The organism is Bacillus sp. D48C, from assembly GCF_053345735.1.
In genome coordinates this window covers 212,037-238,889 of sequence record NZ_JBKFAQ010000008.1, presented here as the reverse complement: position 1 = coordinate 238,889, position 26,853 = coordinate 212,037, and the positions used below count along the sequence as shown (strand labels likewise).

Sequence of the window (26,853 nt, the reverse complement as noted above, 5' to 3'; positions counted from 1 at the left end):
CCCCTTTTTAACTTGTTACATATATTTCGATTTTTTCTTCTTGAGATACAACGCTATCATAACCGAAACAAACAGGAGCCCCGTTATACGGATCAATCATGACACGCGCATCAATATGAAATACTTCTTTTAACACTTCATTTGTAATGATTTCTTCTGGGCTACCAGTTATAACAATTTCTCCTTCCTTCATTGCAATAATTTCATCTGAAAACCTTGCTGCATGATTAATATCATGTAATACCATAACAACCGTACAATTATGTTCTTTATTTAACTTCTCCACAATTTGTAATACATCTAATTGATGAGACATATCAAGGTATGTAGTTGGCTCATCTAATAGCAACACTTCTGTCTCTTGTGCTAATGCCATCGCTAGCCATACCTTTTGTCTTTGACCGCCCGATAAATTTGCAATTTGTCTCGTCCGAAATTCAGAAGTTTTCGTTATATCTAATGCCCAATCAATCATTTCTTTATCTTTTGTCGTTAACTTATTTACGTTATTTCGATGTGGATAGCGTCCATAAGAAATTAATTCTTCCACTTTAAGTTCACCTGGTGCAATTGGCGTTTGCGGGAGTAAAGCTAACTGCTTCGCAATTTCTTTCGTTGGAATTGTATGTAAATCTTGCCCTTGCAAATATACTTTTCCGCTTTTTTGTTTTAAAATTCTTCCCATTGTTTTTAACAATGTCGATTTACCGCAACCGTTTGGACCTATAATTGTCGTTACTTTTCCTTCTTGTATTTCCACATTTAAATCGCGAAACACTGTAAGCTTTTCATAACTTGTTTCTAAATTTTTTGCACTTAAAATACTCACTTTTATTCCTCCTCTTACGCTTTCGCCTTATAAAGTAAATATAAGAAATACGGTACACCGACAATAGAAATAACGATTCCAACTGGTAGCTCTACAGGTGTGAAAACTGTTTTCGCAATAAAGTCTGAAGCAATTACAAGAAACATTCCTATTACGCCGCACGTAGGAATTATATACTTATGTTGAATACCGACAAGTCTTTTCGCTATATGCGGTGCCATTAGTCCAATAAAACCGATACTCCCTGAAACAGCAACACATGCGCTCACAAGTCCGATACTGCTTAACAGTAAAATCGATTTCTCTCTTTCTACTGAAACACCTAAACTTGTAATACTCGTTTCTTCCAATTGAAATAAATCTAATAAATAAGCTTTCTTTTGTATAAGCGGAATTAAGATAATAAGCCATGGTAACATAGCCACAATATACTTCCAGTTTGCACTATATATACTTCCAGACACCCACACTGCAGCCATCTCGAAATCGGTTGACTTCATTTTGAGTGATAAATACATAGAGAATGCTCCAAACCCTGAACCGATTGCAATCCCTGTTAATAACAGTCGTTGCGAATCTAACTTACCGTTTTTCCAAGAAAACAAATAAATGATTAGCGCTGCACCTAATCCACCTATTAAACCAAACATAGGCATCATCATTATAGAAATCCAATCTGTGCTCTTTAGTTGCCCTTGAAAGAAAAACATAAAAATAACGATGGCTGTTCCTGCTCCGGCGTTTACGCCTAAAATACCTGGGTCTGCCAATCCATTTCTTGTAATCCCTTGAATAACGGCACCCGCAACACCAAGGCCTAATCCTACTAATCCAGCAATTACAATACGCGGAAGGCGAAACTCAAAAATAACTAAATCATGTTCTGGTACTGGATCAATTCTAAAAAGTGTTTTAAATACATCTGTAATCGTAATATCAAACGTACCATTCGTTAAACTAATGTAAATGGCACATAGTATTAAAAATACAATAATCCCCATCGTCATTCCAAAACGTTGACTTGAACTTTTAAGCATGTCTCTCTCCTCCTCTTGTACGAATTAAATAAAGGAAGAAAGGAATTCCAATTAAAGATGTTACGACTCCAATTGGCGTTTCAAATGGATAATTTACAAATCTACTTAAAACATCACATAACCCTAAGAAAACGCCACCAATAACGCCTGCACATGGCAAAATCCACTTATAATCTACCCCAATTATAAAGCGAGTAATGTGCGGAATAATTAAACCTACAAAACCAACTTTCCCCACTAAAGCAACTGCTGTTCCTGTTAAAAAGATAACTGATAAAATTGCCATCGCTTTAACTAGTTTTGTACGCTGCCCTAAATTAATAGAAACCTCTTCGCCTAATGAAAGAATGGTAATAGATTTTGATATTAACAGCGCTAAAATTATTCCAATTATCCCAAACGGTATCGTGATTTTAATGATATTAGGATCTACTTGATCTAATTTTGCATTAAACCAAAAACTAACATTTTGAGAAATTTGAAAATATGAAGCCATTGCAGCCGATACACTGCTTAAAAATGTTCCAATAACTGTCCCTATAATCGCTAACCTAACTGGTGATAAGCCATTTTGAAGGAGCGAACCAAAACCAAACACGATACCGGCTCCTAGTGCAGAACCAATCATTGAACATAAAACCATACCAATTGATGACATTCCCGGAAGAAAGATCATACAAAGTGTAATAACAAAGGCAGCGCCATCCGTCACACCCATAATAGAAGGGGATGCAAGATAGTTTCTTGTCATCCCCTGCATAAGTGCTCCTGATATGGCTAGAAATGCTCCGACTAAAAGAGCTGCAACTACCCTTGGTAAACGTGAAGTAATAATAATATTATGATTTACATCGCTTGAATCAAAATGAAATAATGCGTTCCACACTGTTTCAGCATCAATACTTTTCGCCCCATACAAAATCGAAAGTATAACTGTAAATAAGATGAGTATGGGTGCTATACATAATATGGTTACTGGTACTGCATTTGTTTTCTGCATATCATTCAACGCACCTTACTTATTGTATTATTTAGATAAATTTTTCACTGCTTCTTTTAAGAATGCTGTTTTACTCCAAGCAGTACCACCTTGTGCCATTGGATCTACAACATTTACAAATACTTTCTTTTCCTTCGCAGCATTCATACTTTGCCAAATTGGATTACTTTCAATTTCTTCTAACACTTTCGGGTTTTTATTTTCACTTGCCTCATATTGTAAGAAAATATAATCTGGGTTAAGTTCAGCAAGTTTTTCAAATGAAATTTTCTCTTGTGCTTTTACAGTTTTCAATTGTTCTGGAGCAGTTAGTCCAAGATCTTTATAAATTACAGGGTTGAAGTATACTCCATCTGGATATAAGAATAATTCGTTTGCTCTTAATCTAATGACAAGTACTTTTTTATCTTTTAACTTATCTCCTAGTTTTGCTTTTGCTTTTTCAGCGTCCGAATTGTAGTCTTTAATAATTTTTTCTGCTTTATCTTTTTTACCAGTTAATTCTCCCATTAACTTTAAGTTATCTTCCCAATTTGTTGAAACGTGTGATACCGGGAATGTAGGAGCTACTTTCGTAAACTTTTCAGCTGTTTCTGCTGGGAATTTCGTACTCGATGTAATAACATCTGGTTTTAATTGTAGTAATGTTTCGAAATTTGGTTGCATTTTCTCACCAACAGATTTCGCACCTTCTAACTCTTTTTCAAGGTATTTTGGTAATTTACCACCTACAGTAATGGCACCAACTGGTTTAATTCCAAGTACCGCCGCATCTTCCATTGACTCTAAACTAGCTGTCGCAATTTTATCTACTTTTGCTGGCACTGTATATTCTTTACCTAAATATGTAATTTTTCGTTTTTCATCTTTTTTCGTTTCCGTAGCTTTTGTCTGTTGTTTTTGCTCGCCTGAAGTTTTATCCGCACTATTACATGCCGCTAAACCTACACTTAAAACTGTAATCATCCCTAAAGTAAATAATTTCTTGTTCATCTTTATATGTCTCCTCTCGAATTTTCAAACTATATTCTCAATAAAATTTAACTATATGAACCTTGTCTCAAATATATATTTCATTAGATTAATAATTTTATCCAGAACTCATTCACGTTCACTTCCCCTAGACTATAATTCTTTTACACCTTCACCACTTGATAACCGTTTCTACTGATAATGATTATCGTTACTAAGTATATATTTAATATGAAATTATTTCAAGAATGATTTGAAAAATTTTAACAAACTGAATTAAAAAAAGAAGTATCCGCCTGATTTTAGGGAGATACTTCTTTTTTTAGAAATTTATATGTAATTCAACTGGACAATGGTCTGATCCCATTACTTCACTATTAATTTTCGCTTCTGTTATTTGGTCTTTCATTCTTTCCGAAACAACAAAATAATCTAAACGCCATCCGATATTTTTCGCTCTCGCGCCCATACGATACGACCACCACGAGTATGCACCTTCTTGATCAGAATAAAGGTAACGATACGTATCAATAAATCCTTCTTCTAAAATACATGTAAATTTCTCTCGTTCCTCATCGGAGAATCCAGGGTTTTTACGATTACTTTTTGGATTTTTCAAATCGATTTCTTTATGAGCAACATTTAGGTCTCCACAAAAAATAACTGGTTTTTTCTCATCTAATCGTTTGATATAGGATCTGAAATCATCTTCCCATTTCATTCTGTAATCTAATCGTTCTAATCCACGTTTTGAATTTGGTGTATATAACGTGATCATGTAAAAATCTTCGAATTCTAATGTAATAAGTCGCCCTTCTTGATCATGCTCTTCAATTTCTAAGCCGTATGTAACAGAAAGCGGTTCTTTTTTTGTAAAAATAGCCGTTCCCGAATACCCTTTTTTCACAGCGTAATTCCAGTATGTATAATATCCCTCTAGATTTAAATCAATTTGGCCACTTTGCAATTTAATCTCTTGCAGACAAAATATATCTGCATTAGATTCTTCGAGATATTCTAAAAATCCACCCTTTGCAATAACTGCACGTAAACCATTTACATTCCATGAAATTAACTTCACTTATAGTCCTCCTCTTGATGTTCACTTTCAAAGTTCATGCTATCACAAAATAGAAAAACAATCATATGTTCATCTTTGTAATCTTGCTCTTACATTTGTAAATACGTACATACGCACTTTATTCAGGTTATACTACTTTCAGAGGTGATGTTTTTGCACAATGAAGGGTTAACATTAACGAGTGAGTATTGGCATGCAATTATTCATAATGATTCTTCCTATGATAGCAAATTCTTTTATGCTGTGAAATCAACTGGAATCTTTTGCAGGCCATCATGCAAATCAAGAATACCGAATAGAAACAATGTACGAATTTTTCATCATGCAGAACAAGCATTAAGTGAAAACTTTCGCCCGTGCAAACGTTGTAAGCCAAACGGGATCACTTTACCTAATGAAGAGTGGGTAGAACAAATTAAAGACTATATCGAAAAGCATTATGACGAATCCTTAACTCTCGACATGCTTGCGGAAATGTGTCATGGTAGCCCTTTTCATTTACAGCGTACTTTCAAAAGAATAATAGGGCTAACTCCTATAGAATATATACAACAATTCAGGGTTCTTAAAGCAACCGAATACCTTTTACACACAAATCAATCTATTAAAGAAATTAGTACTGCTGTCGGGATAGAAAACCCAGAGTATTTCGCAACTTTATTTAAAAAGAAAACCGGATTTACTCCTACTGAATATCGAAAAAAGAACGAAATGAAAGAGGGATACGATAATGAATTCCTACAAAAATAATTATATATATTGGACGCTACTTACACATAAAAATTGGCGATTTCATATTGCTGCAACTGAAAATGGACTATGTTTCATTGGATCACAAGACGAAAACTTTGAAGAATTAAATATATGGGCTAGAAAAAAACTGCCCCAACATATATTGATCCATAGTCCAGATTACTTGCAAATATATACGAAAGAAATTATCGAATATTTAGAAAGCAAGCGAGAAACTTTTACATTCCCTATCGATGCTTATGGAACTAATTTTCAATCATCTGTTTGGAATGCGGTACGTGAAATTCCTTATGGAAAGACCTATTCTTATACAGAAATTGCTGAAAGAATTCAAAAACCTAAAGCTGTGCGCGCCGTTGCTTCTGCTATTGCTGCTAACCCTCTTCTTATTACCATTCCTTGTCACCGCGTTATTGGGAAGAATGGGAAACTAACCGGATTTAGGGGTGGATTAGAAATGAAGAAAAAATTGCTTACATTAGAAAAGTTGCAGGTGGAATTCATATGACAGCAGAATATAATAGCGCATTATCTATAGCAGTTCCAAAAGAATTTTGTTTCCAAGAAAATTTACGTTATCTATCACGTTCTAACAATGAATGTATGTTCCATATTGAAGATAACAAAATTTATAAAGTTATCCCTGTTCAAGATATAAATCCTTTAGTTGAAATTAGTGTGAATACAGATGGCAATATTCAAATACTTTGTTTAGAAGAATCATTCACATCTGAAAAATCGATACGTGAAGCTGTAGCTAACTATGTAAAAGAATGGTTTGATTTAACTACTGATTTAGCCCCCTTTTATACATTAGCTAAACATGATTTACTCCTTCAAGGACCAATTGAACAATATTATGGCCTTCGTACTTTAGGTATTCCAGACTTATTTGAGGCACTTTCCTGGGGAATTATCGGTCAACAAATTAACCTAACATATGCTTATACGCTAAAAAGAAGATTAGTTGAGCAATTTGGAAGTTATGTAGAATGGGACGGTAGAAAGCATTGGATATTCCCATCACCTGAAACAATTGCAAATCTACATGTAGAAGATCTCCAACAATTAAAAATGACGACTAGAAAATGTGAATATTTAATCGGTATTGCGAAGCTTATCACAGAGGGAAAACTATCAAAAGAGGATTTACTGCAAACACAAGATGTAAAGGTTGCTGAGAAACAATTAACCGCTATCCATGGTATAGGCCCATGGACTGCCAACTATGTTTTAATGCGTTGTTTAAGATTTCCTTCAGCTTTTCCAATTGATGATGTTGGTCTGCATAATGCAATTAAATTTATAACAGGTTCCGAAAATAAACCGACTAAAAATGAAATAAAAGATTTCGCGGCAAACTGGGCTAATTGGGAGTCTTATGCGACTTTTTATTTATGGCGAGTACTATATTAAAAGAACCAAGTAGCACATTCGTACTACTTGGTTCTTTTTTAAGCTTGCTCCTCAAAACGTCTTGCAATTTCTACAATAACTTGAACGGCTTTTTCCATATTATCTACCGAAACATACTCAAATTTACCGTGATAGTTTTCACCACCAGTGAAAATATTCGGCGTCGGTAATCCCATATATGATAATTGTGATCCATCTGTGCCTCCGCGAATCGGATGAATATTTGGTTCAATGTCTAAACTTTTCATTGCTTCATATGCAATATCAACAATTTCTCTTACCGGTTCAATTTTTTCAAGCATGTTATAGTATTGATCATTCATTTCTAAGACGACTGCATCTTCACCATACTTTTCTTGCATATTCTTCACAATATTTTTAACGTTATTTTTACGTGCCTCAAAATTTTCACGATCAAAGTCTCGAACAATATAATACGCTTTACTTTGCTCAACATCACCATTTAAAGAAAGTAAATGATAGAATCCTTCATAGCCTTCTGTATATTCTGGCGCCTCTTCTACTGGTAAATGCCCATTAAACTCCATAGCCAGTTTAGTTGCATTGCGCATTTTATTTTTCGCTGTTCCAGGATGTGTATTCGTTCCGTTAAACGTTAACTTAGCACCTGCAGCATTAAAACTTTCATACTCTAAACCACCTAATGGACCTCCATCCATCGTATAAGCGAATGATGCACCAAACGCTTCTACATCAAAATGCGCTGGCCCACGACCAATTTCTTCATCCGGTGTAAATGCTACTCTTATTTTCCCGTGCTTAATTTGCGGATTATGTATTAAATGGTTCATTGCAACCATAATTTCTGTAAGACCAGCTTTATCATCTGCTCCTAGAAGTGTTGTACCATCAGTTGTAATAATGGTATGCCCTTTATATGATGGTAATTCCGGGAACTGCTCTGGTGTTAACACAACATTTAGCTCTTCATTTAACGTAATTGCATTACCATCAAAATTTTCATGAATTTGTGGCTTGACGTTTTTCCCTGTAAAGTCTGTTGCCGTATCTAAATGAGCTAAAAATCCGATTACAGGAACATCCTTGTCCGTATTAGCTGGAAGTGTTGCCATTACATAGCCATTATCATCCATCATTACTTCTGTTAACCCAATTTCTTTTAGCTCTTCCACTAATAACTTACCAAACTCAATTTGTCCTGGTGTTGTTGGTACTGTATGGCTTTCTTCATTTGATTGCGTATCAATTTTTACATATCTCGTAAATCTTTCAATAAGTTCTTGTTTCAAGTTCATTCACTCCCTTTTACGTTTCTCTCTCCATTATAATCCTTAAAACGAAATATTTTAACTTTTTTGACTGTGAAGATACATATTTCATTTACATTGTTAACATTTTTAAACGAATGATAAAAAGACATAATATTTGTACATTAAAACCGTAACAGGTAACATACATAATTATAAAATATGGGAGGTTTTAAAGATGAGGCTAACTCTCTTTCGCTATTTTCTTTTTTTCTTAGGATTAATTTTCTTTGGCCTTGGAAATGCTCTTGCGGTCAAAGTTAAATTTCTAGGCTTGCACCCTTGGGAAGTTTTAAATATGGCTCTCTACCAAAAGTTTGGATGGACCATTGGTACGTGGAGTGTCATATGTGGGTTATGTCTCGTTCTAATATCTTTACTAGTAGATCGAAAATATATAAATGTCGGTACATTTTTGAATGCACTACTTATCGGTCCCATTATGGACTTTTTCTTACAATCAAACATGCTTCCAGACGCTAGTAATTATTTATGGATAAACTTACTCATTTTATTTTCTGGTATTGCCATTACAGGTATCGGGGGAGGGATGTACGTTGCAGCTGGGATTGGCGCTGGCCCTCGTGATGGATTCATGCTTACTATTTCCGACAAAACAGGACTTTCTATTAGCCGTGCTAGAATCATAGTAGAATGTATTGTACTAGTTGTTGGATTTATGCTAGGCGGTCCTGTTTTCATCGTAACTTTTCTGTACACCTTTATTCAAAGTCCAATCTTTCAGCAATCATTTAAGATGTTTCAAACACTTTTACATACTTTACATAACAAAAAGAAAATTAGTGAACATATTTAAAGTACTGCTTAATGCAAATAAATTCACCCTATTTACGACTCCCGCCGCAAATAGGGTGTTTCTGTTTTTATCTCGCAATTTAAGAATATATAATACTACTCATTCACAATAAAAGTATATACATCATCATAAATACAACCATTTACTTTAATCACATACTTCCCAGGTTTATTAAAACTAATTGTGTATTTATTTAACTGAATTGCTTCTTTATCTCCAGAAAGAATATCAATACTTCTGCCACTTAATACATACAATTCATTTAGATCCATCGTTACATCAATTGTATTGAAATTTTCCACTTTCACTTGCTGTGCTTCCGCAACGCTTACACTTGGTTCTAAAAACAGTAGTCCACTTAATCCAATCGTCCCCGCTAAAGCAACTCCCGCAAACTTTTTAATCTGTTTCATTACAATGACCTCCTTATAGATTTTGCGTAAAGGTGATGTCCCCCTTACACCACAAAGCCTATATGTAATGAAATGAAAAGTAAACGGGGACTGTAAGACAAAATTCTACATCTTTTTCTCCTATTGAATATAAATCCAACGTTTGGAGTTTTGACACATTTAAAATTGTTTCCCTAAACCAATTCCCCCATAATTTATTCAAATACTGAATAATTACTTATTGATTTAACATTCTAAAAATAGTTGATAAAGATGCTTTCTATTCAAAAAAAGACTTTGCTATAAAAGTAACTTTTACAACAAAATCCATGCAACTAATTTTATTCCGCTTTCCATAATCTCTCTACATTCATTAATTGTTCTTCTTTAAACTCCATCTTATATATATCCGGTTTTGACGTATTCATTAAAAATTCAAAACCATATTGTTTATCAAAATAGTTCATCATTAATGTCATGACAAGCCCATGTGTACCAATTACAATTTTGCGTCCTTGAAAATCTATTAAGATTTCTTTTAATACTTTCACTACTCTTCTCTGGCAATCTGCATATGACTCTCCTTCCGTTCGTGAAAAGTCCGGATTAGAGAACATCTTCTGTACAAGTGGATACACCTCTTTGTCTGATATAACCTGACCCTCACTTGAAAACATACACTCTTTAAGATTTTCATATACTACTATTTCTTTTTCATGGAAATTAGCTGACTCCTCTATCGTTAACATAGCCCGATTATAGGGACTGGAAATAAAAGTATCAATTTTCTCCGCTTTTAATATGTCAGTTACTCTACGGGCATCCATACGTCCCTTCTCAGTTAACCCGCGCATTCTTTCATTTCCTTCTAGTTTTGGTGATTCACCATGTCTAACCATATAAATATATGTGCTCATAATTTCTCCTTAAAATTGTTTATTAGTTAATACATCACGTTCATTTATCCCATTTCAACACTTAAGTGTAATACTAAAATACTTTATAAAATGTGCTGATTTGTTCGTCTAATCCATTCTCCTACTAAACTCTCAAATAATTCAGGCTGCTCAATTTGCAAATTATGCCCTGCCATATCTAACACTGCTAATGTTGCCCTGGGATATTCTTCAATAATTTCTATAATATTTTGATAACCTACTGATATATCTTGTCTTCCAGTCAGTAAAAGAACGGGCTTTTCATATTTTTCACGCTGAAAATCCATAGTAAGAGAGTAATTCTTTTGCAACCTTTCAATAAATTCATAATTAGCAACATCTAACCCAGGCTTAATTTCTTCTTTAAATCGCGTATATGTATATTCATTTGCTATTACAGCTAACTCACAAAATTTCTCTCTTTCCGTGGAAGTAAGCGTATTTAAAAATTCCTCATCTTGTACAATTACCTGTTTATCTGGAAGAATCCTTTTTTCTGGCTCCGCTACAACAACAGGACATACTAATAGTAATCCGCTAACTCTCTCAAACATCTTTGTAAGTATACCTTTGGCTAAATAGCCTCCATATGATTCTCCTACCAATAAAAATTTTTCAGTAGAAATGATTTCCTCAATAAATGTGATAAGCACTTCTACTATACGATCTGAACTATTTATCCAATTTGGAGCGTTCGATTTCCCCATACCAGGTAAATCAATATATATTCGCTTATAACCTTCATATTTCTGAAATACTGATTCCATACATTTCATCATTAACCTATGATCAGGGGCGCAGCCATGTATGATAATGACCGGTTTACCCTCTCCCACAATTTCATAGTATATTTCTGCATCTTTAATTCGATATATCATAAAAAAACCTCCCTATTTAGTGGCAATACTATCCACTCTGTAAGAATACACGTTCTTATTCTATATCCTTTCCCTATATTTTCACAAATGTTAATTTTCAGATTTAAAATAAAAATCTCGCCTAAAAAACCCTCATCATTTTATATGCAATTTTGCATCTCCACTTACAAATCACTAAAAAAACTTTACAATTCAAAGGATGACTAAATATACAATTTCTATTTAAAATCTTGATACAGTCTATACTATCAACCACAATGTTTTTTTAACTTTAAGAATACTTACACTATTTAACACTTTCCTTATAAACATGATTTTTATAAGGAAATCTGATACAATTCTTAAATAATATTATTATGTATAGATATAACGAACATAGTACATAATTAAAGAAGGTGATTTCATTGAAATTAAATAAAAATTTACAATTATGTATATTAATTGGAACATTAATATGCTATTCAATCTATTTTATGTTTTTCTATCTGTTCCCTACTCATTTTTCAAATTCAGATGTACGCTTCGCTTCACTTATCGTTGAAGCCATTACATTTGTATCACTGATTTACTCTATATATTCTAAAAAAGTCAGTTCAAATCCGTTTTGGATATGTATTACAATAGCAATTGGTAGTTTTTTATTAGGGAAAATAGTATATACATATCAGGATAGCTTCTTCGAAATTCCAATACATCGTTTTACTGTTTCTGATGTATTTTACATGTTTTTTCTATTTTTCTGTCTTATCGCTTTCTGCTATAAAATTTTAAAGGAATGCAATAAATGGGAAAAAGCGTTCTTTATTTGTGATATATGCATAGTGCTTACTTCCATATTTACATTAGAATGGTATTTATTTAACCAACCAAGTTTAAATATATTCTCTCTTTCACTAGGAGATGTTTTCCTTTCATTTTTATACCCAATTGCAGATTTATTATTTCTGCTGCTAGGTGTTAGTCTCTTTTTCCGTCCAACAATTTTTAAATCCAAACGGAAAATTTATATCTTTATTTTTGTATTAATAAGTTCTGCAACTTTTAACTATATTTATTTTTACTTAAATAACCACTTATCAACTGAAACGATAACATTATTACGTCTTTTATATAGAATACCTATATTACTTATTGCAATAGCTGGCTCTATTCCAGAAGATCATAATAGCCATAAAAATTATTTCATTGTAAACCCTATAATAGGAAAAAAAGCTTTAGTTGTATTTCCCTATCTTGCTGTTGCAATACTAATCGGGTTTACATTAAAAGAACAAACATCATCTTCAACTCTCATTACAGGAAATTGTATTACTTTTATTTTCGTACTCATTCGTCATTCTATCGTACGTATGCAAAACAATTCCTTAACAAAACGTTTGCAGGCATTTAATGCCCAACTAGAAGAAAAAGTTACTTTACGGACGTCTGATTTAGTTCATAAATCAGAGGCTCTTTCTCAAAAACAACAAAAGTTTAAATCATTATATGAATATCATCCTGACCCTATTTTCACCATTGATTTAAATGGAATATTCTTAAATGTAAATAAGGCTGGGAGTGTACTACTTGGTGCACCAACGGATGAGTTACTAGGTGAAACTTGTTTTTCGATTATTTTAGATGAAGATAAGCATAAGCTAGCATTGGCATTAGAGAAAGTGAAACAACAAGAATCGGCATCCTTACAACTTAGTTCTCAATATAAAGATGGCTTTACTTATTTTTTATACGTTACAATCATTCCTATTATAATAGACGGACAAATTTCAGGAAGCTATATTATGGTGAAAGATATTACTGCACTAAAAAAACAGCAAGAAGAAATTAAATATTTAGCATTCCATGACACAGTAACGAAAATTGGGAACCGTGCCTTTTTTCATAAAAAATTAAAGAGAGTTATAAAAAATGCTAAAATAGCAGGAAGCGAGTTTGCATTATTATATTTAGATTTAGATCGCTTTAAAGCAATTAACGATACACTTGGACATTCGTCAGGAGATTACATATTAGAAGAAGTAGCAAAGCGATTCCAATCATGTCTTCCATCACATACTCATCTTTCAAGAATCGGTGGCGATGAATTTACAATCATAATTGAAAACTATACTGACGAAGATTACTTATTCCAATTATGTAACCAATTATTTGAATGCATGAAAAAATCATTTATCATACATGAGCATAAATTAACTTTATCACTGAGTATCGGCATCGCTATTTATCCACATTCCGGAATCGATACCGCTACACTCCTGAAAAACGCCAATGTTGCAATGTATGATGCAAAAGCAAAAGAGCTTAACTCTCTCTCTATTTATGACGATGTAATCGCTAAAAAAATTGAAAGACGATTACGATTAGAAAAAGATTTACCAAACGCACTACAAAATGAAGAATTGTTCCTTTTGTATCAACCTCAAGTTGATAGTGAATCTAATAAAATCATCGGTGCAGAAGCTTTAATTAGGTGGAATCATCCTGAATTAGGTATTATTTCTCCATACGAGTTTATTCCGATTGCAGAAGAAACACTACAAATTATTTCAATAGGAAAATGGACATTAGAGCAGGCTTGTAAGCAAATGAAACGTTGGCACGGACTCGGATATTCACATTTAAAAATAGGTGTAAATTTATCTGCTAAAGAATTTGAACAAGAGGATTTTGTAAGGTCTATTTCTTCTACTTTAACAAATACAGGTTTACCAGCAAGCTCTCTTGATCTTGAATTAACAGAGCGAATTGCAATGATGGATGAACGAGAAACATTGATAAAACTGCGTACACTAAAAAGTCTAGGGATTCACATTTCAATCGACGACTTTGGTACAGGTTATTCTTCGCTAGCCTACTTACCTTTATATCCAATTGATACATTAAAAATTCCGAGAGAATTTATTACAATGTCTGAAACATGTGATGATGGAATGGAAATTATTAAAACAATCATCACATTAGCAAATACACTAGGAATGTCTGTCATTGCTGAAGGTGTAGAAACAAAAGAGCACGTAAATTTCCTTCAAAAAAATAAATGTCAGTTTATTCAAGGTTATTATTACAGTAAGCCTATTCATATTGATGCATTTACTGAGCTATTAGAAAACGGCATTCACCCATATTACATAGCTAATTGGAATAACTAACAATAAATTTGAACAAATATAGTAAAAAGGAAAGAAGATACCTTCTTTCCTTTTGTTTTTCCATTTACATTTCTATTACTTCACCACATCATTTATTATATCTACTAATTGATGAATCCCCTCATCATTTGTTTTTTTATATTCATTCATGTTTTGAATATATTTCTCCTGATTTGTATACAACTTATTTACTGCATGTATAAATGTATTCGTATTTACTCTGTCTTGGAGTATTACTTCCGCATATCCTTGCCGTGAAAAATATTCAGCATTTAAACCTTGATCTCCCCTACTGGAACTGTTAGTTAACGGGATAAGCAACATCGGTTTCTTCAAAAATAACAATTCAGAAATAGCAGTAGAACCCGCTCTGGAAACTACAACACTTGCCATATTTAGTATATGCGGCAACTCGTCTCCTATATATTCAAATTGCATATACCCCTCCATGCCAATAGATGGGTCTACCTTCCCTTTACCACATATATGAATAATATTAAAGTTTAATAGTATTGTATCTAAACATTTCCTTACCATATCATTTATCCATTTAGCACCTTGACTCCCACCCATAATTAATAACACTGGTTTATCTTGTTGAAATTCACAATATCTTCTTCCTCTTAATACGTTACCCTTCTCAATTTCTTCCCTTACAATCGGTCCTACATAAACCTTCTTCTCATTACTTACATTTTCTCCTGTCTGAGGAAATGTTGTGCATAGCTTTGTAGCAAAAGGTAATGCTATTTTATTGGCAAGTCCTAATGTGCTATCTGGTTCACGTATAATTATAGGCACACGATTTAACCATGCTCCTATAGCTACAGGAACTGAAACAAATCCTCCTGCTGAAAAGATAACGTCAGGCTTTGTTTTCTTAATTAATTTATAACTTTGTAAACAACCGCTTATAATTTTAAAAGGATCTTTAAAATTCTCCCAATCCCAATATCTCCTAAGCTTGCCCGTTGAAACACTATTGTATTTAACATTTTTCACTAATGATTTTTCAATTCCATTTTTGGATCCAATATACTCGACTCTCCATCCTTGCTCTATAAATTTAGGAATTAATACAATATTAATCATAACGTGTCCGGCTGTACCGCCCCCAGTAAAAAGAATCGTTTTGCTCATAACTTATACCCACCTTTATTATTAAAAATCTAGCTTTATATTTACCTTTTAAATGTAAATAAACTTATTATTTTTTATATAAATCTTTAACTCCACCTCTATATCTTGTAAAAGATCTTTAATGAGTTCATAAAAATCATTTCCATACTCACTACACTCATATTGAGCAAAGATTTGAATCACATACCTAGTTTCGGTCTCTAATGCTGACTTTATTCGATTAACCCTTTTTTCTTCTACATACGCTTGATATTTATGTATTGCCTCATAAAGACGCAATACATGCGCTTCTTCATCTTTCCAGTCCAGCGTATCAACAATTGAAAGAAATAGCGTATTTTGATTATCTATTACTTCATAACCATTCATATATTTCTTACACCCTTTTTTGTTTTTCATTGCATGCAGATGTCACTACACTTCGCATACTCAAGTACATCTTTTAATGATTGATGAAATTCAATTTCTGGGATCCAACCTAACCTTTTTATTTCCTCTATTACTAAACTCTCATTTGAGTCGCTCCCACTTTTCTCTGTTTCCTCTATAAAAAAATTTAGCTGTGTTAATTCTTTATATTGTTCTAGTACATCTAATAAAGATCGTTTTACTCCTGATCCGATGTTATATTGTTTTCCATTTATTCCATCTCGTAATAACACATGATACGCTTTAACCGCATCACGTACATCTAGAAAATCTCTACTATCTTTCAAACTGTTTACTTCAATAATAGCTTTACTTCTACCTGATTCTATATCTATCATTTTCTTTGCGAGAATCGAACAAATGCCATTCGATACCCCTGGACCAATTAAATTTGAAGGCTTTGCAATGATAATATTTGAATCCATTAATTCTCCCCAAGCCTCTGCAATAATGACTTGCATCGTTTTACTTAAACTATATGGATTTGAAATTTTCATTTCGTCCATACTATCTGCTTGCAAAGCAGATCCTATAACTAATGTTCTACAATACGATGCTTCTTGCTTAATTGCTTCTAATAAATATAACGTTCCTATTACGTTAATCTCTATATATTCAAGAGCAGATGTCCAAGATTCTATGACCGAATTCCTTCCTGCTAAATGCAATACGTAGTCTGGCTTTATTTGTTTCATTACCTTTATTACTTCGCTCTTATTAGTTAAATTACAAGTAATACCATTTCTAATTTTTTCTCTATGTGCACGATTTTGAAACATAGGAATTACATGAAAGCCCTGCTCTAAAAAATATTGGCAAGCATGGCGTCCTGTAAAACCATTTGCACCAGTTATTAAAAGGCTCGCATTTTTTTTCATCGCAAAAATCCTCCTTTTAATAGCATTTGTTTCACCTCATGTTTTGCAAGTAAGTCTTGTTGAGAACTAAAACTCTTCACATCCACTAGCGGATAGCTAGAATAATATTCTTGAAGTCCTTCTATAGGAATGGTCGGTAGTACCACAAAATAATTTTGATCAAAACTTATACTTGTTTTACTCTCTACCTCAGATAAAAGCATTTCACTTAATTTTTCACCTGGTCTTATCCCTACCTCTTTTACCTTAACGTTCCTTTTTTCCGAATCTTCAATTAACACTTCTGCTAAATCTGTTATTTTACATGCCGGCATTTTCATAACAAAGATTTCCCCGCCTCTACCTTGATATACGGCTTTAAATAACAATCCAACAGCATCTTCAACTGTTAAGAAAAATCTAGTCATATTCGCATCGGTAATCCCTACTTGTGAAGATTTTTTAATTTGTTGTTTAAAAAGCGGTACTACACTTCCACTCGTCCCTAAAACATTTCCACCACGAACACAAATGAATTTTGTTTTCTTCGTTTGTATATTCGCATGAACCATTAATTTTTCACCAATTGCTTTTGTCATCCCATACGTATTTGATGGATCAGCTGCTTTATCCGTTGAAACATATATAACTTTTTCAACTCGCATCTGTATAGAGGCTTCAATTACATTTTGCGTACCATGTATGTTGGTTTTTATAGCTTCATAAGGATAATACTCACATACTGGAACGTGTTTTAAAGCTGCAAGATGAAATATATAATGTACACCTTGGCAAGCATAGACTAGTTGATCTTTATCACGAATATCTCCAATAATAAATTTTAACCTTTCATCATTTATAAACTGTTGCTGCATTTCAAACTGAACCGTTTCATTTCTTGAAAAAATTCTAATTTCTTTCGGTGATTTTTCTAATAGTTGTTTTATAAGTTCATGCCCCCACGAACCTGTACCACCAGTAATTAAAATTATTTTATTTAACATTCCTTTTCCTCCTACGAAACATCTCAATTTAAATAGTATTTATTGAATTATTTTCAATTGATTCAAATCATAATCGTCGTTTGTTACATTTAATTGACAAAATAAAAAAACAGAAACTATTAAACAACGTTTCTGTTTTTCATTTCACCTCACAACAGTAAGATTTTTTATACTGTTTGCATGATAAATAAATTCCTTGTAAAAAAACACCGCTCATTTATTTCTTATACTCGTAATAAAATAAAGTGAAACTTTAATCAGTGGGGATATTGTTCATCCCCCACTAATTATCAGCCCTCACCAATCGGGCTTTTACGGGCGGTTGATCCCCCACCGAACATCTTTGCTTCCGCTGAATTTTGAGGTGGGGATCTTACTACCCGGCAAATAGCGGGATAAATAGAATGATTCATAGCCAATAATCATGTTTAAATTTATGAAAAAGGGAGGTAACGGAATGGACCAAAGCAATTCAAATCATACATATAACGGACCTTCCAAAGCACTGCCCCTCTCCCTATTCGATGTAAAAAATGAATTGAAACAAAAAAGCAAGCTTATTCCTTCTGATACCTTGTATAAATTAACGAAAGAAGAGCAACTCATCATCAACAAAATAAAAATACAAACAGAACAGCTAAATAAAAATAATGTTACAAGAACACGCGCATACTACCAATTTTACATTCAATATCCAGAAATACATTGGGCACTGCTTGGACATATGGTATCACGTAACGGCGGTTGGAATATGACTGATTTAAAGGGCGATTTATATACGAGAATCTTATCAGAGAAAGATCAATTCATATTTTTTTCTTTTTTAGAAAGAGGGAATTGGCTTATTTTCCAAGATGTATACCCTCAATTTTTACTTTACGAACAAAGTGTAAAGAAATCACAAAAGTTATTTCACCTTCTCCCTCACCTAAATGTTTCTACATTTATGGAAACGATGTGGAACGATTTTTGGAAAACAGGCAACAAAAAAACATTAGCCATTGCAACTATTATTAATGAACAAAACTACTTAGAAAAAAGAGTGATTCAAAATGTACAATTTAAAAAGACCGTACTCAATAGTATTGGATTTAAACTCTTTGATTTCTTTCAGTTTAATCATATCCTTTTCCCATTCTACGAAAATGATAAGAAACAAAAAGTGTTACTATTTGGTGATACAATGAAACATTTCACTTCCTTACATGAACGAATATTAATTGGAAAAAGATTATATTCATTATTATTTCGAGATACACATGTTTTATCTCAAATAATAAGCTGGGCCCAACACCATCCACACACGGGATCAAGGAAAGATTACTGGCCCCATTTATTTTCAAGTGTAAATGAATCTTTTTCCCGTGAGTTTTATAAGCGCCGAATAAAAAAATGCCAGTTACGAAATGACGCTTATCGCATATACAGCCCTGCACTCATCTATGCATGGCGAGATATGAAGCATGAGGAAGTTGACAGTGAAGATTGGTTTACCGATTGGCAAGTTGTACATTATTTAGTTGATAAGGAGGAAAATATAAATGGACAAATTACAGAAGACTACTGCAAAACACTCGAAAAAATTGAACTCGCAATTCTCGCAAAGAAAAATGTCCTCCTCCGAGAAGAAGAATGAGTTTCTAGCATTAGTAGTTACAATCTTTCTCTCTGCTATTATTGGAACTTGTTTAGATGCTTTTTTTGTTCATAAACAAATATATTCCTTTCCAGCTAGACCCTTCTCATCCACATTTTCGGTTAATATAGCTTTTACATTATTCGTACTGCCGATTTTAACAGTTATCTTTATACACATTTCAAAAAAACTATCTAAAGTTTCTAGAATTCTATTTATTATTTCAATTGGTATTTGTGCTAGCCTTTTTGAACAGATTGCTGAAAGTTTAGGTTTATTTATACACAGTACGAATTGGAACCATACATATTCTTTATTTGGTTATATGATTTTCCATTCTTTTATTTGGAACATATATAATTGGATAAAAAAATAAAGAGACCATTATAGGTCCCTTCTTAAGCATACTCTTCCATTATTGCTAATGGTGCCAGTGTTTGTAGGCTTTTAGAGCGTAAACGATAGGCAACGACTTTCTTCTTATATTGCTTAATGACATCAATATGTTCCTCATAGCTATATAGAGAAAACCTAATCTCTTTATTCCCTTTCTTCGTATCAATGACTATTGGTGTCCCTTCTCCGTGCGGCGGGAAATAATGTTTATCTAAAAACAAAGCTTCATTAAATTCATGAATAACTTGTAGTTTCATTTCTCCCTCTATATTTTTTCCATCTATTGATATAGAAGTATTTTCCGCCTCAAGTTTTTGATGCAACTCAAATTTACTAATAATTGATTCTACAACAGAAGTGGGCATACTAGAAACTAATACTTTAATAGCTCCAAAAACAAATAATGTAACTATAAACCATGTTGTCATTGTTATCATCTCCATTACATTTAAAAAATAAATTTCGTTCCATACGGTATTAGTATACTAATGAGTATTCCAGTTACAATCATCGTTACCGAACCGATAGTCGCTTCTTTCTCGCCTTCCTTCACTAAACGACTCACACCGATAATATGTGATGCACAGCCCATTCCAACTCCTTTTCCAATCGTACTTGTTATACTGAAAAACTTAAGTACTGTCGGTCCGACAATAGCACCTGTTATCCCTGCAACAACTACAAAACTAGAAGTCATAGATGGAATACCACCAATTTGATCCGCTAATGAAAGGGCAATAGGCATCGTTGCTAACTGTGGTAAAGTAGTTAATATAAGTTCCTTATCTATATTTAAAATTCCGCCAATCACTACATTCATGCTCGTTACAGCCACTATACCTATCACTACTCCGATAAGTATCGATAAAAAATTTTTCATCAGTATCTTTCGCTCTTTAAATAGAGGTATGGCTAATGCTACAATTGCAGGGCTCAATAAGCTTGAAAGAATGTCTCCACCATTTTCCCTATACTCATGATGAGAAATACCAAAAATCAAAAATAAACAAATCATAATTGCCGTAACTGTTAACACCGGTAACGTAAATGCAAACGTAAATTTTTTATATAGATTTGTCGCCAAGAAATAAATTGCTACAGTAATAATAATTAAGACCATTTGAATCGTGCACCTTGTCGATTTTATTTTTTTGATGTTACTAATAATTGACTTATATAACCTGAAACAATTAAAGTTACTATAGTACTTGCAACTACTAAAAGGAATATAATACTCCCCTTACTTAAAAGAAACGATCCGTATTCCATGAGCCCTGTTGTCGAAGGGATTAAAAATAACGGTAAAAATACGATTAACTTTTCCGCACCTAACTCAAACCACTTTAACGGTAGAACGCGAGTGAAAAGAAACAGGAACAGTATTAACATCCCTATTAAACTTCCCGGTATTGATAGATGGAATATTTCCTGAATCCACATACCCACTAAGCTAAATACATATAGCACGCCTACTTGAAGTAAAAGCGTCACGTACTTCATTTATTTCCCTCATTTCACTATCACACATCCATATTATGAAATCTCATTTAGCGTGTAAGCAAACCGTTTAATTCCAAGTTGAATTTGTTCTATATTCGCTCTACCAAACGTAAATCGTATATATTCATTTTTCGAACCTAAAACACTGCCCGGAACAAATGCGACACCATTCCGTATAGATTCACCTAATAAGTGATATTCATCAAACTTTCCTTTCACTTTACACCATACATGTATTCCACCCTCTGGCACGAAACATTCAACTCGGTCTCCCAATGTTCCTTCAAGCTCTGTAATTAATTCATCTCTTCTTTGCTTTAATTGTCCACGAAGTATCGTAATATGTGTATGAAAATCCTTTGATTCTAAAAATTGATTTGCTACCCACTGCGTAAATACACTATGGCCAAAATCAACTTGTTGCTTTGCATCTGCTAAACGCTCAATTACTCGTATAGGACCAATTATCCATCCAATACGTAATCCTGATGCAACAATTTTTGATAATGAACTTATATAAAGAACATTTCCATTTTGATCCATTGATTTTAATGTCGGATTCACTTCTCCATTAAAAGAAATTAAACTATACGGATCATCTTCTACAATTGGTATACCGAACTCAGAAGACAGTTCTAAAATCTTTTTACGTCTCGCTAATGAAAGTACAGTACCCGTTGGATTCTGATAATCTGGATTCAAAAATACCATCCGAATGCGATGCTTTTTGTGCAAATCGATTAAGTCATCTGGATTCATTCCATGCTCATCAACAGGTAAATGAAATATGTTTAAACCGGCCGATTTAAACATTGGAAGCGAAAAACAATACGAAGGATCTTCAATCGCGATCGCATCGCCAGGTTTTAATAAACATTGAACGATAAGATTAAGCGCCTGTTGTGCTCCAGACGTAATAAGAATAGAGCTTGAATCTGCTTCAATTTGTTTATATTGCTGAACATGTGCTGAAATTGTTTTTCTCAACATCTCATTTCCAAGTGGATGGTCATAACCGAGGTTTTCCATAAATGTTTTCTCCGACAAAATTGTTCGAAATCTATCACTTGGAATTAATTCTGGTGACAGTTCACCACTTGCTAAATTAATTAAATCATCTTTTTGTGTTTCCGTTCGAATTTGTTGAACGAGTGGTACGTTAGGTAAGAATGATCCGTCCTCCACGTACCTACCCCAGTTCGGTATTCGTTTATGTGAGACACCCCATATGTCTGTATTGACCCGTGTTCCGCTTCCCTTTTGCCGTTCTACTACTCCAAGTGATTTTAATTCTTCATACGCAGCTACTATTGTACTCCGGTTCACCTGTAATCCCTTTGCCAATATACGCTCAGAAGGTAACTTACTATCAGAAGGAAATTCACCTGAAGAAATGCCTCTTTCAATATAATCAGCAATTTGTTTATATACAGGTGTCTTATCTGCACGATTTGGTTTCCATTCCATCTAGTTCCCTCCTTTCAAAACGAACTATCCTCATTTTTTACTAACAGTATTCACCGTAAAAATAGTATTAATTAGTCACATTTTCTTATCCGTAAATGGATATATCCAAAATAGTTCTCTTTCTGATTACTCGATAGCTTCTGAAATTCCAACTTCATACTCTCATTTCAGTTCTTTCACAAACTATCAAATCATTACCACATACCATGTTACCCCAACCAGTAGAACAAAAAGAAGAAGAATATAGATTGCAGATAAGTTTTTCACATTTCTTTTTGTAGACTTGCCGTAATTCTCCTCCACGTTTCTTGCAACTAGTACAGTCCCAAATAGCGATACAATTACAATAATAACGACTAGTGAAATTGCAAAACTCATTGTCTTTTCACCTCTCTAAGACCCATCTATTTTAATTAAAGAACTTACATAAAAACCTTCCTCTTTAAAACGCTGATAACATACTACCTTTCTTCTCTTATCATAATAGATGTTTGTAAAAAGCGGACCAACCACTTTCGCGTTTTTTTACTCATCCACTTTAAAAATAAAAAGCAACTGATCACTTAGGACCAGTTGCTTTTTCGCAAGGTTAATTATATCCATTTTCCACTTGAAATTAACCCGATTTAAAAGTTTGATTTTTTCATAATGAAAAGTATCGTTCACACCATTTACAAAAAAAGAACCTATGAAGGTCCTTTTTCAAATTATACAACACAGCACTATGTTGAGTATCTTAAAGTTTATACTAATGATAAAGTGAAACTTTAATCAGTCTTCACCAATCGGGCTTTTACGGGCAGCAGGCCCCTACCTAACTTCTTTGCTTCCGCTGAATTTTGAGGTAGGGGTCTTACTGCCCGGCAAATAGCGGGATAAATGTTAATAGACTTATTCTTCAATAATGAATTGTGAAATTAGCATTTCTAAATTTTCGACTTTCTTTTTCATTTCATTAGATTTCGTCGTTATTTCTTGAATCAATGTGGCTTGTGCTTGAATTGATTGTACCGTTCGATTCGTTTCTTGTGCGACTTGTGTTGCAGTTTCAGAAACTATTGACAAAGAGGCATTTACTTCTTCTGTCCCAGCAGACATTTCTTCTGTGGCAGCAGACACTTCTTGAATTTGGGTCGTTATTCTATTAATATCTTGCATAATAGATGAAAATGCGAGTTCTGCCTTATGCGCTGCTTCTTTACCACCACTAGCCTGTTGTTGACCTTTTTTCATTACATGAACTGTATCCTCTGTATCTTGATGTATAAAACGTATTAAATTATTTATATCATTTACAGATGTTTTAGATTTCTCAGCTAGACCTCTTACTTCAGCTGCAACTACTGCAAATCCTTTTCCATTTTCTCCAGCACGTGCTGCCTCAATTGCAGCATTTAAAGCAAGTAAATTCGTTTGTTCCGCAATATTAGTAATAACATCTAACGCTTCTTCAATTTGTTGTGTACGCGTAACAAGTCTATCAATGACCTTAGAAGTTTCTTCGACAACTTCATTCACGCTATTCATTTGATGAATAGATTGTTTTATAACTTCACTACCAGAGTTTGCTTGGTCTATTGTTGCAACAGCAACTTCAGCAACCATCGCTGAAGATTCAGCTACTGTTTGAACACCAGTTGCAATTTCTTCCATTGAAGTTGAACTTTCTTGAATACTAGTCACTTGTCCCTCTATTTCTTTATTTATTTCAGAAGTAGTTCGAACAACCTCGTTTGATATATGTGCTGCCGTTTTCGTCTCTTGTAGCATATTTTCAGTTGAAACAATCACTTCTTTCGCCGTAACCTTCACCTGACCGACTAATTGTTGCAAGTTATCTAACATACTATTAAAGGACTGTACAATATGGCCTAATTCGTTCTCGGATTTATAAGAAGTTCGAATTGTTAAATCTCCAGCAGATACTCGTTCCATATCTTTTTGTAATAATACAATTGGTTTTTTTATAGCATTTTTTGTTATAAAACCAATAAAAATGATTATTATGATTCCAACAAATGAAATAATTACAAATGTTATGATTGTATTTTTCACACTATTAACATTCTCTTTTTGTAGCTGTTCAGCAGCATTATTATTATATAAAATAAGTTCACGAATAGACTGAATTGTTTTTTCCATATTAGGGTCAATTTCTTTTAAATAATAGCTATAGGCTTCTTCATTATTAGTCAGTCCCAAATCTTGTGCTTTTTTCATTTGTACTCTTAAATCTTTAAATTGACTTTGAAACGCATTATACAAATCTTTTTCTTTATGAGAACTAATTCTAGTTTCAAATTGTTTTAACAGCTCATCATTTTCTTTTCTAGTCTTATCCATTTCTATTATGAGTTCTTTCATTCTTTTTTCATCTTTCGATATCATAATCTCCATAAAATTCATATTAACATGGTAAAAATTTGATTCTACAATTCCTATCCATTCAATTGGTAATAGTCTTTCTTCATACATACTAGAAGATGCATTTTCACCTTTTTGAAGCCCTAAAAACCCGAGTGAAGATAACATGATACAAGCCAAACTCGATATAATGACTAACACATTTAATTTCGTTCCAATTTTACTATTTTTAATAAAAGACAACAAAATCACTCCATCTATATATTATATTTTACTTGTTTTATATTACAACAACAATCGACATTTATCGACATTTTTTTATTAATCTTATAATTATATTCGAAGAACTTGATTCTCATACTATCAAATACTAAAAAGTCTTATGGGAATTCCACAAGACTTTTAATAGAGTTATATTGTTTCTATGAAATTATGATAAAAATTAAAGCGACTTATTAGTTCTTATAACTTCTTGATAGAGAATCGGTGACCACTTATCACTAATATAATCTTGGATAACCCAACCAACTCTTTTTGGATTCTCTTGTTTAATATATGCCGCGATCTCGGGATTTATATAAGACGCATAATAATATGGACTATTCCATGCTGTACCACCCGAAGACAAGCTTGTAAAATTAATATATAGATGATTTAAATCCTCGCTATTGTTCATCGTTTCATTGATTGTATCTTTAATAGATTTTACTTTCTCATCATAACTCACTTTATATTTATCTTGTACTGTTACATTTACATTTTTGTTTACAGTTGTGGTAAACGTCTCATTATCTGGCCAATAAAAATTATTATATCCTCCAGATTCATTACTGCCACTATATCTTTTTAGTAGTACAATTTTCCCACGAGCATCTCCAAGTTTTATATTTCCTTCTGTTTTTAAAAAGATAGGATCAACAAAATAATTTTTTTCAAACGTACTACTAAATGAATCTTCTGCCCCTTTCATATCCTCATACTCTTTTTTTAAAGACATAATAATTGTTTCACTCGGGTTATCTTTTAAAAATTGTTTCGCTTCATTTATGAATTCATGCAGTGTTACGTAAAGATATAATGGCCCATGATGAAGAACTATCGTATTATCATCTGTTAAACGTCCTCTTATATCAAAAATGCGAGCTCCATGGTCCATTTGATAGCGAAAATCATATTCTTGCGTCATTCCCCACACTTGCTTAATCGGATTTTGCAACTTGAACGTCCCACTATCGTGTGTTCCTGGAATTGAAATTCGTGCTAACGGAATATTATCAGGTATAGGTTGCATCCATTTCGACCAATTTTCAAGCTCATTAACAGAGCTAGCTGCAACTACTCTCTTATCATGTAAAGCAAATACAAATGTGATAAATATTGTACTACATATGAATAATTTCAAAATTAACTTCTTATTTCTCATTATTATCACTCTCTTTTTCTGTTTTTATATCAAACTTATTGAATATAATATAGGCTAGTTCATAAAAAATAAATAACATTTCATCA

Annotated in this window: 27 protein-coding genes; 7 read left to right on the top strand and 20 right to left on the bottom strand. The window is 33.1% G+C overall.

All coding sequences use genetic code 11. From position 1 onward, the window contains the following. Positions 1–7 precede the first annotated feature (7 nt). The 5 genes from ACLBXA_RS20040 to ACLBXA_RS20020 form a co-directional block, all read right to left on the bottom strand. A complete protein-coding gene (locus ACLBXA_RS20040) occupies positions 8–829 on the bottom strand; it encodes an ABC transporter ATP-binding protein (protein ID WP_000025762.1) in 822 nt (273 codons plus the stop codon). Positions 830–843: 14 nt separating this feature from the next. Further along, the gene (locus ACLBXA_RS20035; protein WP_000920455.1) at positions 844–1,866 is read right to left on the bottom strand and encodes a FecCD family ABC transporter permease; all 1,023 of its coding nucleotides are present in this window, start codon (positions 1,864–1,866) and stop codon (positions 844–846) included. After that, positions 1,859–2,866: a FecCD family ABC transporter permease gene (locus ACLBXA_RS20030; protein WP_447617421.1), complete on the bottom strand. Its 1,008-nt coding sequence runs from the start codon at positions 2,864–2,866 to the stop codon at positions 1,859–1,861. Before ACLBXA_RS20030 ends, ACLBXA_RS20035 begins: the two co-directional genes overlap by 8 nt. Positions 2,867–2,893: 27 nt before the next feature. Further along, positions 2,894–3,859, bottom strand: coding sequence for an iron-hydroxamate ABC transporter substrate-binding protein (locus ACLBXA_RS20025; protein WP_098900202.1), 966 nt, complete (start codon positions 3,857–3,859; stop codon positions 2,894–2,896). Between the two features lie 301 nt (positions 3,860–4,160). Further along, positions 4,161–4,919 (bottom strand): exodeoxyribonuclease III, encoded by a 759-nt coding sequence (locus ACLBXA_RS20020; RefSeq protein ID WP_000767606.1) that lies wholly within the window; start codon positions 4,917–4,919, stop codon positions 4,161–4,163. 153 nt (positions 4,920–5,072) lie between these two features. Between ACLBXA_RS20020 and ACLBXA_RS20015 the strand changes: the two genes are divergently transcribed. Genes ACLBXA_RS20015 through ACLBXA_RS20005 form a run of 3 tightly spaced genes read left to right on the top strand, consistent with a single transcriptional unit; the run spans position 5,073 to position 7,088 of the window. Next, positions 5,073–5,669, top strand: coding sequence for a bifunctional transcriptional activator/DNA repair enzyme AdaA (locus ACLBXA_RS20015; RefSeq protein ID WP_000551298.1), 597 nt, complete (start codon positions 5,073–5,075; stop codon positions 5,667–5,669). After that, positions 5,650–6,180, top strand: coding sequence for a methylated-DNA--[protein]-cysteine S-methyltransferase (locus ACLBXA_RS20010; protein ID WP_001089834.1), 531 nt, complete (start codon positions 5,650–5,652; stop codon positions 6,178–6,180). Before ACLBXA_RS20015 ends, ACLBXA_RS20010 begins: the two co-directional genes overlap by 20 nt. After that, entirely contained in the window at positions 6,177–7,088 is a 912-nt protein-coding gene (locus tag ACLBXA_RS20005; protein WP_000123497.1) for a DNA-3-methyladenine glycosylase 2, read from the top strand. The genes ACLBXA_RS20010 and ACLBXA_RS20005 overlap by 4 nt, the downstream gene beginning before the upstream one ends. Positions 7,089–7,126: 38 nt before the next feature. Here the strand turns inward: ACLBXA_RS20005 and pepT are convergent, their stop codons facing one another. Continuing rightward, a complete protein-coding gene (pepT, locus tag ACLBXA_RS20000; RefSeq protein WP_000807003.1) occupies positions 7,127–8,359 on the bottom strand; it encodes a peptidase T in 1,233 nt (410 codons plus the stop codon). A 196-nt stretch (positions 8,360–8,555) separates the two neighbouring features. Between pepT and ACLBXA_RS19995 the strand changes: the two genes are divergently transcribed. Further along, positions 8,556–9,194 carry a YczE/YyaS/YitT family protein gene (locus ACLBXA_RS19995; RefSeq protein ID WP_001241258.1) on the top strand — a complete coding sequence of 213 codons (639 nt, stop codon included), beginning with the start codon at positions 8,556–8,558 and terminating at the stop codon, positions 9,192–9,194. A gap of 95 nt (positions 9,195–9,289) precedes the next feature. Here the strand turns inward: ACLBXA_RS19995 and ACLBXA_RS19990 are convergent, their stop codons facing one another. The 3 genes from ACLBXA_RS19990 to ACLBXA_RS19980 all read right to left on the bottom strand — a co-directional run bounded on the left by ACLBXA_RS19990 (position 9,290) and on the right by ACLBXA_RS19980 (position 11,402). Further along, positions 9,290–9,607, bottom strand: coding sequence for a hypothetical protein (locus tag ACLBXA_RS19990; RefSeq protein WP_000809494.1), 318 nt, complete (start codon positions 9,605–9,607; stop codon positions 9,290–9,292). Positions 9,608–9,927: 320 nt separating this feature from the next. Further along, positions 9,928–10,503: a histidine phosphatase family protein gene (locus ACLBXA_RS19985; protein WP_000109172.1), complete on the bottom strand. Its 576-nt coding sequence runs from the start codon at positions 10,501–10,503 to the stop codon at positions 9,928–9,930. A gap of 83 nt (positions 10,504–10,586) precedes the next feature. Continuing rightward, positions 10,587–11,402, bottom strand: a complete 816-nt coding sequence (locus ACLBXA_RS19980) for an alpha/beta fold hydrolase (RefSeq protein ID WP_000640338.1) — start codon at positions 11,400–11,402, stop codon at positions 10,587–10,589. 404 nt (positions 11,403–11,806) lie between these two features. Here ACLBXA_RS19980 and ACLBXA_RS19975 point away from each other — a divergent pair, with 404 nt between their 5' ends. Further along, complete coding sequence (locus tag ACLBXA_RS19975; RefSeq protein WP_000773542.1) at positions 11,807–14,551, top strand: sensor domain-containing protein; 2,745 nt, start codon at positions 11,807–11,809, stop codon at positions 14,549–14,551. Between the two features lie 75 nt (positions 14,552–14,626). Here the strand turns inward: ACLBXA_RS19975 and ACLBXA_RS19970 are convergent, their stop codons facing one another. The 4 genes from ACLBXA_RS19970 to ACLBXA_RS19955 are packed head-to-tail and all read right to left on the bottom strand — an operon-like array spanning position 14,627 to position 17,981. Further along, positions 14,627–15,691, bottom strand: a complete 1,065-nt coding sequence (locus ACLBXA_RS19970) for an undecaprenyldiphospho-muramoylpentapeptide beta-N-acetylglucosaminyltransferase (protein ID WP_000047567.1) — start codon at positions 15,689–15,691, stop codon at positions 14,627–14,629. A gap of 48 nt (positions 15,692–15,739) precedes the next feature. Next, positions 15,740–16,090: a DUF6572 domain-containing protein gene (locus tag ACLBXA_RS19965; RefSeq protein WP_002082318.1), complete on the bottom strand. Its 351-nt coding sequence runs from the start codon at positions 16,088–16,090 to the stop codon at positions 15,740–15,742. Further along, positions 16,087–16,998, bottom strand: coding sequence for an NAD-dependent epimerase/dehydratase family protein (locus ACLBXA_RS19960; RefSeq protein ID WP_017763527.1), 912 nt, complete (start codon positions 16,996–16,998; stop codon positions 16,087–16,089). The genes ACLBXA_RS19965 and ACLBXA_RS19960 overlap by 4 nt, the downstream gene beginning before the upstream one ends. Continuing rightward, entirely contained in the window at positions 16,995–17,981 is a 987-nt protein-coding gene (locus tag ACLBXA_RS19955) for a UDP-N-acetylglucosamine 4,6-dehydratase family protein (RefSeq protein ID WP_000932593.1), read from the bottom strand. The genes ACLBXA_RS19960 and ACLBXA_RS19955 overlap by 4 nt, the downstream gene beginning before the upstream one ends. Positions 17,982–18,438: 457 nt before the next feature. Between ACLBXA_RS19955 and ACLBXA_RS19950 the strand changes: the two genes are divergently transcribed. Together ACLBXA_RS19950 and ACLBXA_RS19945 are read left to right on the top strand one after the other, a co-directional pair. Next, positions 18,439–19,617, top strand: coding sequence for a DUF2515 domain-containing protein (locus tag ACLBXA_RS19950; RefSeq protein ID WP_000372811.1), 1,179 nt, complete (start codon positions 18,439–18,441; stop codon positions 19,615–19,617). Then, positions 19,592–19,993, top strand: coding sequence for a CBO0543 family protein (locus ACLBXA_RS19945; protein ID WP_042595508.1), 402 nt, complete (start codon positions 19,592–19,594; stop codon positions 19,991–19,993). The genes ACLBXA_RS19950 and ACLBXA_RS19945 overlap by 26 nt, the downstream gene beginning before the upstream one ends. 22 nt (positions 19,994–20,015) lie before the next feature. Here the strand turns inward: ACLBXA_RS19945 and ACLBXA_RS19940 are convergent, their stop codons facing one another. From ACLBXA_RS19940 to plcA, 7 genes are all read right to left on the bottom strand, one after another. Continuing rightward, entirely contained in the window at positions 20,016–20,441 is a 426-nt protein-coding gene (locus tag ACLBXA_RS19940; protein ID WP_000214632.1) for a YfmQ family protein, read from the bottom strand. 20 nt (positions 20,442–20,461) lie between these two features. Continuing rightward, positions 20,462–21,133 carry an LrgB family protein gene (locus tag ACLBXA_RS19935; RefSeq protein WP_000242949.1) on the bottom strand — a complete coding sequence of 224 codons (672 nt, stop codon included), beginning with the start codon at positions 21,131–21,133 and terminating at the stop codon, positions 20,462–20,464. A 23-nt stretch (positions 21,134–21,156) separates the two neighbouring features. Next, positions 21,157–21,513 carry a CidA/LrgA family holin-like protein gene (locus ACLBXA_RS19930; protein WP_000878483.1) on the bottom strand — a complete coding sequence of 119 codons (357 nt, stop codon included), beginning with the start codon at positions 21,511–21,513 and terminating at the stop codon, positions 21,157–21,159. Positions 21,514–21,546: 33 nt separating this feature from the next. Further along, positions 21,547–22,980, bottom strand: coding sequence for a MocR-like pyridoxine biosynthesis transcription factor PdxR (pdxR, locus tag ACLBXA_RS19925; RefSeq protein WP_000454959.1), 1,434 nt, complete (start codon positions 22,978–22,980; stop codon positions 21,547–21,549). Between the two features lie 186 nt (positions 22,981–23,166). Beyond that, positions 23,167–23,358, bottom strand: coding sequence for a hypothetical protein (locus ACLBXA_RS19920; protein WP_000006462.1), 192 nt, complete (start codon positions 23,356–23,358; stop codon positions 23,167–23,169). 513 nt (positions 23,359–23,871) lie between these two features. Further along, positions 23,872–25,587, bottom strand: coding sequence for a methyl-accepting chemotaxis protein (locus ACLBXA_RS19915; RefSeq protein WP_000008148.1), 1,716 nt, complete (start codon positions 25,585–25,587; stop codon positions 23,872–23,874). 199 nt (positions 25,588–25,786) lie between these two features. After that, positions 25,787–26,767 carry a phosphatidylinositol diacylglycerol-lyase gene (plcA, locus tag ACLBXA_RS19910; RefSeq protein WP_001244684.1) on the bottom strand — a complete coding sequence of 327 codons (981 nt, stop codon included), beginning with the start codon at positions 26,765–26,767 and terminating at the stop codon, positions 25,787–25,789. Between the last annotated feature and the right edge of the window lie 86 nt (positions 26,768–26,853).

Excerpts from the sequence above, each read along its gene's own strand:
- ACLBXA_RS20035 (WP_000920455.1), bottom strand. The coding sequence starts at position 1,866 with ATGCTTAAAAGTTCAAGTCAACGTTTTGGAATGACGATGGGGATTATT.
- ACLBXA_RS20030 (WP_447617421.1), bottom strand. The coding sequence starts at position 2,866 with ATGCAGAAAACAAATGCAGTACCAGTAACCATATTATGTATAGCACCC.
- ACLBXA_RS20025 (WP_098900202.1), bottom strand. The coding sequence starts at position 3,859 with ATGAACAAGAAATTATTTACTTTAGGGATGATTACAGTTTTAAGTGTA.
- ACLBXA_RS20010 (WP_001089834.1), top strand. The coding sequence starts at position 5,650 with ATGAATTCCTACAAAAATAATTATATATATTGGACGCTACTTACACAT.
- ACLBXA_RS20005 (WP_000123497.1), top strand. The coding sequence starts at position 6,177 with ATGACAGCAGAATATAATAGCGCATTATCTATAGCAGTTCCAAAAGAA.
- ACLBXA_RS19995 (WP_001241258.1), top strand. The coding sequence starts at position 8,556 with ATGAGGCTAACTCTCTTTCGCTATTTTCTTTTTTTCTTAGGATTAATT.
- ACLBXA_RS19990 (WP_000809494.1), bottom strand. The coding sequence starts at position 9,607 with ATGAAACAGATTAAAAAGTTTGCGGGAGTTGCTTTAGCGGGGACGATT.
- ACLBXA_RS19985 (WP_000109172.1), bottom strand. The coding sequence starts at position 10,503 with ATGAGCACATATATTTATATGGTTAGACATGGTGAATCACCAAAACTA.
- ACLBXA_RS19980 (WP_000640338.1), bottom strand. The coding sequence starts at position 11,402 with ATGATATATCGAATTAAAGATGCAGAAATATACTATGAAATTGTGGGA.
- ACLBXA_RS19970 (WP_000047567.1), bottom strand. The coding sequence starts at position 15,691 with ATGAGCAAAACGATTCTTTTTACTGGGGGCGGTACAGCCGGACACGTT.
- ACLBXA_RS19965 (WP_002082318.1), bottom strand. The coding sequence starts at position 16,090 with ATGAAAAACAAAAAAGGGTGTAAGAAATATATGAATGGTTATGAAGTA.
- ACLBXA_RS19960 (WP_017763527.1), bottom strand. The coding sequence starts at position 16,998 with ATGAAAAAAAATGCGAGCCTTTTAATAACTGGTGCAAATGGTTTTACA.
- ACLBXA_RS19955 (WP_000932593.1), bottom strand. The coding sequence starts at position 17,981 with ATGTTAAATAAAATAATTTTAATTACTGGTGGTACAGGTTCGTGGGGG.
- ACLBXA_RS19950 (WP_000372811.1), top strand. The coding sequence starts at position 18,439 with ATGGACCAAAGCAATTCAAATCATACATATAACGGACCTTCCAAAGCA.
- ACLBXA_RS19945 (WP_042595508.1), top strand. The coding sequence starts at position 19,592 with ATGTCCTCCTCCGAGAAGAAGAATGAGTTTCTAGCATTAGTAGTTACA.
- ACLBXA_RS19940 (WP_000214632.1), bottom strand. The coding sequence starts at position 20,441 with ATGACAACATGGTTTATAGTTACATTATTTGTTTTTGGAGCTATTAAA.
- ACLBXA_RS19935 (WP_000242949.1), bottom strand. The coding sequence starts at position 21,133 with ATGGTCTTAATTATTATTACTGTAGCAATTTATTTCTTGGCGACAAAT.
- ACLBXA_RS19930 (WP_000878483.1), bottom strand. The coding sequence starts at position 21,513 with ATGAAGTACGTGACGCTTTTACTTCAAGTAGGCGTGCTATATGTATTT.
- pdxR (WP_000454959.1), bottom strand. The coding sequence starts at position 22,980 with ATGGAATGGAAACCAAATCGTGCAGATAAGACACCTGTATATAAACAA.
- ACLBXA_RS19920 (WP_000006462.1), bottom strand. The coding sequence starts at position 23,358 with ATGAGTTTTGCAATTTCACTAGTCGTTATTATTGTAATTGTATCGCTA.
- plcA (WP_001244684.1), bottom strand. The coding sequence starts at position 26,767 with ATGAGAAATAAGAAGTTAATTTTGAAATTATTCATATGTAGTACAATA.